Source organism: Mycobacterium sp. TH-M82 (assembly GCF_057473605.1).
On record NZ_JBYCKY010000399.1, the window covers coordinates 1 to 7,239 of the forward strand.

10 protein-coding genes and 2 pseudogenes are annotated in these 7,239 nt (G+C 67.3%); 8 read left to right on the forward strand and 4 right to left on the reverse strand.

The annotated features are described in order from the left end of the window. The 5 genes from napA to AC2VON_RS12370 all read left to right on the forward strand — a co-directional run. A partial coding sequence (napA, locus tag AC2VON_RS12350; RefSeq protein WP_486953230.1) for a nucleoid-associated protein NapA occupies positions 1–245 on the forward strand: 245 nt, incomplete at its 5' end. Between the two features lie 65 nt (positions 246–310). Then, positions 311–790, forward strand: a complete 480-nt coding sequence (locus tag AC2VON_RS12355) for a LytR C-terminal domain-containing protein (RefSeq protein ID WP_486953231.1) — start codon at positions 311–313, stop codon at positions 788–790. 47 nt (positions 791–837) lie between these two features. After that, positions 838–1,548 (forward strand): superoxide dismutase[Cu-Zn], encoded by a 711-nt coding sequence (sodC, locus tag AC2VON_RS12360; RefSeq protein ID WP_486953232.1) that lies wholly within the window; start codon positions 838–840, stop codon positions 1,546–1,548. A gap of 1 nt (position 1,549) precedes the next feature. Further along, a complete protein-coding gene (locus AC2VON_RS12365) occupies positions 1,550–2,719 on the forward strand; it encodes a glutamate--cysteine ligase (RefSeq protein WP_486953238.1) in 1,170 nt (389 codons plus the stop codon). Further along, the gene (locus AC2VON_RS12370) at positions 2,719–3,369 is read left to right on the forward strand and encodes an LON peptidase substrate-binding domain-containing protein (RefSeq protein WP_486953233.1); all 651 of its coding nucleotides are present in this window, start codon (positions 2,719–2,721) and stop codon (positions 3,367–3,369) included. Before AC2VON_RS12365 ends, AC2VON_RS12370 begins: the two co-directional genes overlap by 1 nt. Before the next feature lie 7 nt (positions 3,370–3,376). On the opposite strand, the gene AC2VON_RS12375 is transcribed toward AC2VON_RS12370, so the two are convergent. Then, positions 3,377–3,889, reverse strand: coding sequence for a nitroreductase/quinone reductase family protein (locus tag AC2VON_RS12375; RefSeq protein WP_486953234.1), 513 nt, complete (start codon positions 3,887–3,889; stop codon positions 3,377–3,379). Positions 3,890–3,964: 75 nt separating this feature from the next. Here AC2VON_RS12375 and AC2VON_RS12380 point away from each other — a divergent pair, with 75 nt between their 5' ends. Beyond that, on the forward strand, positions 3,965–4,447 hold the full coding sequence (locus AC2VON_RS12380) for an SRPBCC family protein (protein ID WP_486953235.1): 483 nt from the start codon (positions 3,965–3,967) through the stop codon (positions 4,445–4,447). A 124-nt stretch (positions 4,448–4,571) separates the two neighbouring features. Here the strand turns inward: AC2VON_RS12380 and AC2VON_RS12385 are convergent. Beyond that, positions 4,572–5,189, reverse strand: a pseudogene (locus tag AC2VON_RS12385) (transposase); the annotation flags it as partial. 96 nt (positions 5,190–5,285) lie between these two features. Here AC2VON_RS12385 and AC2VON_RS12390 point away from each other — a divergent pair. Continuing rightward, a complete protein-coding gene (locus AC2VON_RS12390) occupies positions 5,286–6,110 on the forward strand; it encodes a DUF1906 domain-containing protein (RefSeq protein ID WP_486953236.1) in 825 nt (274 codons plus the stop codon). Between the two features lie 12 nt (positions 6,111–6,122). Here AC2VON_RS12390 and AC2VON_RS12395 read toward each other — a convergent pair whose 3' ends face one another. Continuing rightward, a complete protein-coding gene (locus tag AC2VON_RS12395; RefSeq protein ID WP_486953239.1) occupies positions 6,123–6,728 on the reverse strand; it encodes a class I SAM-dependent methyltransferase in 606 nt (201 codons plus the stop codon). A 38-nt stretch (positions 6,729–6,766) separates the two neighbouring features. Then, the gene (locus AC2VON_RS12400) at positions 6,767–6,985 is read right to left on the reverse strand and encodes a hypothetical protein (RefSeq protein WP_486953237.1); all 219 of its coding nucleotides are present in this window, start codon (positions 6,983–6,985) and stop codon (positions 6,767–6,769) included. Between AC2VON_RS12400 and AC2VON_RS12405 the strand changes: the two are divergent. Beyond that, positions 6,975–7,239, forward strand: a pseudogene (locus tag AC2VON_RS12405) (hypothetical protein); the annotation flags it as partial. The gene AC2VON_RS12400 and the pseudogene AC2VON_RS12405 overlap by 11 nt on opposite strands.

Below are 7,239 nucleotides of genomic sequence, written 5' to 3' on the forward strand. Positions count from 1 at the left end.
CCCGCCGCGAACACGACATTCTGGCGTTCGAGCGGCAGTGGTGGAAGTACGCCGGCGCCAAGGAGGAAGCGATCAAAGAGCTGTTCGCGATGTCGGCGACACGCTACTACCAGGTGCTCAACGCACTGGTCGAGCGTCCAGAAGCGTTGGCCGCCGACCCGATGCTGGTCAAACGGCTGCGCCGGCTGCGGGCCAGCCGGCAAAAGGCGAAGGCCGCGCGCCGGCTCGGTTTCGACGTGCCGTAGCTGCCCGGCGGGACGCGTTGTCGCAATTTTCCGGTTGTGGCCCACCCCCGGATACAGTGGGCACAATGAACGAGCACGTTCGTGACTCCTCCGGGCTCCCGCTGCGCGCCATGGTGATGGTGCTGTTGTTCCTGGGTATCGTCTTCCTGCTGGTCGGGTTCCAAGCTGTGGGCTCGACCGGCGACGACGGTGGCGGCTCGGACACACCGGCAACGGTCACCACCACGGCGGCACCGGAGAAGCCGGAGAAGCCGCAGGCCGCCGCCGCGGACGCGACCGTGCGGGTATACGGCAGCCCCGACGAGGAGGACGCCGCCAACCACACCGCCGACGTACTGCGCGGCGCCGACTGGAACGTCACCGCGGTCGAGAGCCTCACTGTGCCCGACGTCACGGCCACCACCGTGTATTTCGGTGACACCCCGGGGGAGCGTGAGGCCGCCGAGGCAGTGGCGGAGTTGCTGCGCGCCTCGGTGCAGCCCCGGACCCCCGACCTTGCCGAGCAGCCGCCGGGAGTCATCGTGGTGGTCGCAACAGAAACATGATCGACCACTGCGCTCAGCGCCCGAGTGATGCACATTAGGCTCTCCCTATGGTCAAGTCCGTCGGTACAGCGAGCCGCCGCCATGTCGTCGCCGCCGCCCTGCTCACCGCCACCGCTGTGACGTCGAGCGCGTGTACTCCGAACCAGACGCCGTCCGATACGCCGGGCACGACGCCGTCGATCTGGACCGGCTCGCCGGAGCCGCCGACGTCGGCGACCGCGCCCGGGGAAGCGGCAGCCCCGGACAGCCTGACCACTCATCTGAAGGCACCGGACGGCACGCAGGTCGCCACCGCCACATTCGAGTTCAGCGAGGGATATGTCACCGTCACCGTGCAGACCACCGGCATCGGCCAGCTCTCGCCCGGGTTCCACGGGCTGCACGTCCACGCCGTGGGCAAGTGCGAACCCAACTCGGTGGCTCCCACCGGTGGGGCACCGGGAAACTTCCTCTCCGCCGGAGGACACTTCCAGGCTCCGGGGCATACCGGACACCCGCAAAGCGGTGACCTGACCTCGCTGGAGGTCCGCGAGGACGGTGCCGCGCTGCTGGTGACCACCACCGGCGCGTTCACCAAGGCTGACCTCTTGGCCGGGGAGAAGACAGCTCTGATCATTCACGCCGGCGCCGACAACTTCGCCAACATCCCGCCGGACCGCTACAGCCAGGTCAACGGCGCTCCCGGCTCCGACGAGACCACGCTTGCCACCGGTGACGCCGGTAAACGGGTGGCGTGCGGTGTCATCGATTCCAGCTAGGATTGCGGCCGGCGCGCCGCGTAGCAGGGCAGTCCCCCCCAAGCGGGGGTTACCCCCAGCCCATGTCGACTTCGCCGGCTCGCCCCGGCCGACCGTCGGTGTGGAATGGGAGTTCGCGCTCGTCGACGCCGACACCCGCGACCTGAGCAACGAAGCCACGGCGGTGATCTCCGAGATCGGCGACGACCCGCGTGTGCACCACGAATTGCTGCGTAACACCGTCGAACTCGTCAGTGGCGTCTGTGACTGCACCGGCCAGGCGATTGCGGATCTGCGGCACACACTGGGCACGGTGCGCCCGATAGTCCGGGACCGCGGCATGGAGTTGTTTGGTGCGGGTGCTCACCCGTTCGCGCGGTGGTCGGCGCAGAAGCTCACCGACGCGCCGCGCTACGCCGAACTGATCAAGCGCACCCAGTGGTGGGGCCGCCAGATGCTGATCTGGGGGGTGCACGTGCACGTCGGCATCACGTCGGCCGACAAGGTGATGCCGATCATGTCGTCACTGCTGCTCTACTATCCGCACCTGTTGGCGCTGTCGGCGTCGTCGCCGTGGTGGGTCGGTGAGGACACCGGGTATGCCAGCAACCGGGCGATGATGTTCCAGCAGTTGCCCACCGCCGGGCTGCCATTTCATTTCCAGACCTGGGCCGAGTTCGAGGGCTTCGTGTACGACCACAAGAAGACCGGGATCATCGACCACATCGACGAAATCCGCTGGGATATCAGGCCGTCGCCGCATCTGGGGACGCTCGAAGTGCGGGTCTGCGACGGGGTGTCCAACCTGGCCGAGCTCGGCGCGCTGACGGCGTTGACGCACTGCCTGGTCGTCGATCTGGACCGCAGGCTCGACGCCGGCGAGACGTTGCCGACCATGCCGCCCTGGCATGTGCAGGAGAACAAGTGGCGCGCCGCCCGCTACGGCCTGGACGCGGTGATCATCCTCGATGCCGACAGCAACGAGCGCCTGGTCACCGAGGACCTCGATGACCTGCTCACCCGACTGGAGCCGGTCGCGGCGTCGCTGCACTGCGTCGACGAGCTGGCAGCTGCGCACGAGATTTACCAGCTCGGCGCGTCATACCAGCGGCAGCGGCGGGTGGCCTTGCAGCACGGCGGGGACCTGCGCGCGGTGGTCGACGCGCTGGTCGCGGAGCTGGACATCCAGTGATGGCCGAACCCTCACCGCTGGCGATGTTTCCGCTGGAGTGGGTGCTGCTGCCCGGCGAGGAGCTGGCGCTGCAGATCTTCGAGCTGCGCTATACCGTGCTGGTGGGCGAACTGATGCGCAGCGACGACCCGAGCTTCGGTGTGGTGCTGATCTCTCGCGGGCGCGAGGTCGGCGGTGGGGAGCAGCGCTGTGATGTCGGTGCGGTGGCGACGATCACCGAATGCGATGATCTCGGGTCTGGCCGGTATCGGCTGCGCTGCCTGACAGGGCAGCGGATCCGGGTGCGCGAGTGGCTGCCCGACGACCCCTACCCGAGGGCGGCGGTGACCAACTGGCCCGACGAGTCGGGAGATGCGGTGGGCGAAGGGCAGTTCGGTGAGCTCGAGGACCGCATCGTCGCCCTGCACCGGCGCATCGCCGTCGCCCGCGGCAGCCGGCTGCTGCCCGGCCGCAACGCGCTGCTGGGCGAACGTCGCGGACGCCCCGCCGATCCCGGACAGCGGTTGTACTCGTTGGCCTGTCGCGTTCCGATGGGCGAGGCCGACCGCTACGCGGTGCTGTCGGCGCCGTCGGTCACCGACCGGCTGGCCGCGCTGAGTGAGGCGGTCGACACTGTTGCCGCGATGGTGGAGTTTCAGCTCTCCAAGTAGCGGTTCCCTATCGTCTGGTCAGCGCGAACACCCGTATCGCGCGATCGGTTCGGCGGCGGTAGGTGTCGTAGTTGCCGACGTAGTCGACGAACTTACCGTAGATGCGGTCATGCTCCGGGCCGGTGACCTGCATGGCCCGCACCGGTATCTCGTTGCCGCCCATCGTGACCCAGGCGTTCGGATCGGCCAGCAGATTCGACGACCATGCCGGGTGGTGGGCCTGCCCGAAGTTGCTTCCCACCAGGAACAGCCGACCACCTTCTCGCAGGTAGACCAGTGGCGTCTGACGTCGCTGGCCCGACTTGCTGCCGGTCGTGGTGAGCAGCAGCAGCGGCGCCGCGATCGGGCCGAGAATGGTGAAGCGGCCGTTGCTGTGGTTCAACAGCCAGCGGTCGGCCGGGGTGAGTTTGCGTATGCACCAGGCACCCAGCCGCGAGCCGGCGAAGGCCGCTATCGGCCGCCGGGCCAGCGGACCGGGGTCTTTGCCCCACCGCACGTCGGGAAAGGAGTCGTCAGCCATACGACGAATTATTCATCGCCGGTCGTCATAACTCGGCGACTGCCGCCGACTGGTCTGCCTGACGGCCGGGCGACAATGGTGTTCGTGTTGAATAGGGTCGTGACCGGCAGCACCGAGGTTGGCAAGGTCGTCAGCGCCAGCCGTCAGATTGCGGCACCGGTGGCGCGAATCTTCGAGCTGATCGCCGACCCGTCGCAGCAGCCACGCTGGGACGGTAACGACAACCTGGCCGAAGCTGAAGCTGGGCAACGGGTGCGCGACGTCGGCGACGTGTTCGCTATGACGACCACCAAAGGCCTCGTCCGGGAGAACCACGTGGTGGAGTTCGAGGAAGGGCGCCGGATCGCTTGGCGGCCGGCCGAACCGGGCCGAGAGCCGCCGGGGCACCTGTGGCGGTGGGAGCTCGAGCCGCTGGACCCGGCGCACACCCGGGTCACCCATACCTACGATTGGTCGGCGTTGACGGATCCGAACCGCTTCGCGCGTGCCCGCGCCACCACCGCGGACAAACTTCAGGCCTCGCTATCCAGACTCGCTGAGCTCGCCGAACGTGGGTGAGCCTCCTGGCGAGCGTGCGCAAACTCGTTGAGTCGCACGGCGGGTCGGCCGGGGACGCCTTCGTAAGTGGTTTTCGTCATCCCTGAAGGGGTGGAGTTCTGTCAAGGCGTTAGCAACCAGGGATTTTGCCGCGGCGAGCTTCGATACGGTCTTTGTCGGCCGCGATCTTGGCCGTAGTGGTGTGGCGCTGCGCCGCCTCGATGGCGGCCCAACGGACCAGTTTGGAGCCCTGTTTGGTGATGTGCCCGCGGTGCACGACGGTGTCGGACTCACGGTGGCGCGGGGTCAGCCCAGCCCAGGAGCACAAGTGGGCGGGTCCGGTGAACCGCTGCACGCCCCCGATCTCAGCGACGAAGATCGCCGCCAGCACCGGTCCGATACCGGGAACCTGCTGGATGGCCTGATAGCCGGGGTGGTGGTCGAGCCTTTTGGCGATCAATTCGGCGAACCGGGCCTCATGGCAATTGAGGACATCGATGAGTTGCAGCAACGAGCGGACCCGTTGAGCGGAGGCGGTTCCCAGTGGCACCTTGGCCAGTCGTTTGCGACCGGCGACTCCGAACAGGTCCGGCACCGCGATCAACACGCCGGCCTTGGCCAGCACGGCGTGGACCTGGGCTTTGAGCCCGGATCGGATCGCGACCAGCTTGGCCCGGTAGCGCACCAGCTCCCGTAACTCACGGGTGGCCGGTGGGGCGATCCAGGACTCGGGCAGTCGGCCCATCCGCAGCAGATCCGCATACCTCGGCGACCCAACCGCCTGGACATGACCCCCGACGAACTTATGGGCGCGACCACTTAGATCCCGTGCGTTTTGTCGGGTCCGGTCGGCGATACCATGTCGACACGTCTGCGTTCCCCACCATCCGAGGACAGGAACCCAGCACCAGTGCCTACGGTCTCAAGACGCGAATTCGTCAAATACGGTCTGGCTGCACCGGCATTGCTGGGCCTGGGGACGCTGGCTGCGACTCTTGGGCAACAGGCAGCAGCAGCCAACACCAGGCTGATCGATTTCGCGGATCGGTTGGTGCCGCCGGATGCGATCAAATCGGCGGGCTTTGACGGCGCGCTGGTCTATGTGGCCGAGTCGCGGCCGGGCGCGAACTTCGATTTCAAACCCGTCAGCCGTGAGTACGCGGATGCGCTGCGCGCGGCGGGGCTGCACATCGTCAGCTGCTACCAGTACGGAAAACCCGGCTGGCCTACCTCCCCGTCGGACTACACCCGTGGGTACGACGGTGGCGCGGCAGACGCTCGGGCTGCTCTGCGGCTGCACGCTGCGGCCGGGGGTCCCGATTCGGCGCCGATCTTCTTCAGCATCGACGAGGGTATCGACCTCGACACCTGGAAAAGCGTTGCTGTTGAGTGGGTTCGGGGGATCAACTCGGTACTGGGTGTAGGCCGCACCGGAATCTACGGCCATAACCGGGTGTGCGCCTGGGCGATTGGGGACAACGTGATCGGGCACTCAACCACCGCGGGGCACCGGTGGGCATGGCAGACGATGGGGTGGTCCAATGGCGAGCGTGAGCCTGCAGCCGTGCTATATCAGTCGGTGATCGTCGACGCGACCCACTCGGGTGTCGTCCTGGACGGGGTGCATGTGGATGTGGACGATGCCCTGGCGGCTGATTACGGGCAGTGGGATTTGCCTCGGTAGCCCAGCGGTGGCCTACGTCGGCCGAAGGATCGCGACGAGGAAGTCGGAGTCATCGGTGAACGGGCGAAGATCCCAGGTGGACAGCAGCAGATCGGGCACGAGTCCGGCATCTGCCGCGTCGTCGAAGAACTCGGCGAAGTCGTAGCCGCGGCCGGCGCCGAACCCGATCACCGCCCGGCCGCCGTCCCCGAGGTGGGCACGGACCCGGTTCAGCACCTGGACCCGGGTGCTCGGGGCAAGAAATGTCATGACGTTTCCGGCCAACACGGCCACGTCGAAAGGTTCGGTGATGCCGCGCGCGGACAAGTCGAGCTCGGCGAGGTCGCCGACCAGCCAGCGCGGCCCGGGATGATCCTGCTCGGCTGCCTCGATGAGCGCCGGATCGACGTCGACACCGACGACGTGGTGACCGGCCGCGGTCAGAAACCCGCCCAACCGGCCGGGGCCACAGCCGGCATCGAGGATGCGGGCGCCGCGGGGCACCATCGCGTCCAGGAAGCGAGCCTCGCCGGCCAGATCCTTGCCGGCGCGCGCCATGGAACGGAAGCGCTCGACATACCAGTGCGAATGCCCGGGATCTTGTGCGACCTTCTGCATCCAGATGCTCTGCTCGGCCATACGAGCATTGTCGCAGGAGATGACCTGGCACATCGACGTCAGCACGTCGACCATCCATCGACGCCGCCCAATCCCCTGTCAGGTTTCGGTGGCGGGTCGGGGGCGAGGCTGCCGTCGGGGGCGATGTGGGCGAAGATCTGCTGGACCAGTGTGAGGACGTGTGGGTCGCACTTGGCCCCGCTCAAGCTGCAGCCGCGCGCCGCGCGACCGACCACCACGGCGGTGGCCGCGCAAACTGTGGGCTCTTTGGCGGTCATCTTTGCGTCCTCGCAGCTGTTCGTGCAGCAGCTTGATGCGATCGGACCGATGCTCGGATTGTCCGGGGCCGTCACCGCATTGCTGCTGTCTCCGATTGCCACCGAGTTGCCCGAGATCATGAACGCGATCATCTGGGTGCGTCACGGCAAAACCCACCTGGCCCTGGCCAATATCTCCGGGGCGATGATGATCCAGGCAACCGTGCCCAGCGGCCTGGGTCTGCTGTTCACCGACTGGCGCTTCGACCACGCCC

Bases quoted from the DNA above. Each gene is read 5' to 3' on its own strand.
- AC2VON_RS12355 (WP_486953231.1), top strand. From the start codon at position 311: ATGAACGAGCACGTTCGTGACTCCTCCGGGCTCCCGCTGCGCGCCATG.
- sodC (WP_486953232.1), top strand. From the start codon at position 838: ATGGTCAAGTCCGTCGGTACAGCGAGCCGCCGCCATGTCGTCGCCGCC.
- AC2VON_RS12370 (WP_486953233.1), top strand. From the start codon at position 2,719: ATGGCCGAACCCTCACCGCTGGCGATGTTTCCGCTGGAGTGGGTGCTG.
- AC2VON_RS12375 (WP_486953234.1), bottom strand. From the start codon at position 3,889: ATGGCTGACGACTCCTTTCCCGACGTGCGGTGGGGCAAAGACCCCGGT.
- AC2VON_RS12380 (WP_486953235.1), top strand. From the start codon at position 3,965: ATGGTGTTCGTGTTGAATAGGGTCGTGACCGGCAGCACCGAGGTTGGC.
- AC2VON_RS12390 (WP_486953236.1), top strand. From the start codon at position 5,286: ATGTCGACACGTCTGCGTTCCCCACCATCCGAGGACAGGAACCCAGCA.
- AC2VON_RS12395 (WP_486953239.1), bottom strand. From the start codon at position 6,728: ATGGCCGAGCAGAGCATCTGGATGCAGAAGGTCGCACAAGATCCCGGG.
- AC2VON_RS12400 (WP_486953237.1), bottom strand. From the start codon at position 6,985: ATGACCGCCAAAGAGCCCACAGTTTGCGCGGCCACCGCCGTGGTGGTC.